The sequence below is a fragment of the Zoogloea oleivorans genome (assembly GCF_008107625.1).
In the GTDB taxonomy this organism is placed as follows: domain Bacteria; phylum Pseudomonadota; class Gammaproteobacteria; order Burkholderiales; family Rhodocyclaceae; genus Zoogloea; species Zoogloea oleivorans.
On the sequence record NZ_SDKK01000040.1, the window covers coordinates 27,229 to 28,406 of the forward strand.

Below are 1,178 nucleotides of genomic sequence, written 5' to 3' on the forward strand. Positions count from 1 at the left end.
CCGGTCACCTTCGCGGTACTCGGCAACGACACCGATCCGGACAGCGGCGACGTACTCACCGTCACCGGCGCCAGCGTCGACCCGACCAAGGGCAGCGTTGTCGTCAACGCAAACGGCACGCTGACCTTCACCCCGGCCACCAACGTCAATGGGCCGGTCACCGTCACTTACACCATCTCCGACGGCCACGGCGGCACGTCCTCGACCACCGCGATCATCAACGTCACTCCAGTCGCCGACACCGCCATCATCAGCAGCGACACCGGCATCACCCGGGAAGACACCACCCTCCTCGCCAGCGGCACGCTCACCATCACCGATGGGGATGCAGGCGAAGCCGCCTTCCAGGTCCAGGCCGGAGTGCCCGGCACCTTCGGCAGCTTCTCGATCGACACCAGCGGCCACTGGAGCTACACCCTGGACAATGGCAACCCTCTGGTCCAGGGCCTCGCCGACGGCGACACCCGCAGCGAGAGCTTCACCGTCAAGAGCATCGATGGCACCGAAAGCACCGTCGTCGTCACCATCCTCGGTCAGAACGAAATCATCGGTGCACCTGGCGTCGGCATCGTCAAGGAAGACAATCCGATCACCACCGGCGGTACCCTGACGGCCAGCGGCGGCGCCACCTTCGTCCCGCAACCCACCACCCCGGGCACCTACGGCAACCTGTCCCTCAATCCGGACGGCAACTGGACCTACACCCTCAACAATCCGGCCAGCGTCGTACAAAGCCTCGGTGAAGGCCAGACCCGCACCGAGACCTTCCCGGTCAGCCTGTCCGACGGCACCACCAGCACCATCACCATCACCGTGGTCGGCACCAATGACCCGGCCATCGTCACCCCGGGCAGCGGCAGCGTTACCGAAGACAGCATCCTCAGCACCGGCGGCACCCTCACCGTGACCGACCCGGACGCTGGTGAGGCCGGCTTCCGGCCCCAGACCAACGTCGTCGGCACCTACGGCAGCTTCACTCTCGATGCGGCCGGCAACTGGACTTACACACTCAACAACGCCAACCTGGACGTCCAGAATCTCGGCCTCGGCGACACCCTGAGTGAAAACTTCCCGGTGCAAAGCACCGACGGCACCCCCTCCAGCGTTGCGATCACCATCATCGGCACCAACGATGGCCCCGTCGCCACACCCGACACGGCCACCACCAACGAAGACGA

The 1,178-nt window shown here is 65.5% G+C and carries 1 protein-coding gene; it reads left to right on the forward strand.

From position 1 onward, the window contains the following. Positions 1-1,178: VCBS domain-containing protein (locus ETQ85_RS24250; protein WP_187394850.1), on the forward strand; the 1,178-nt coding region annotated here is incomplete at both ends.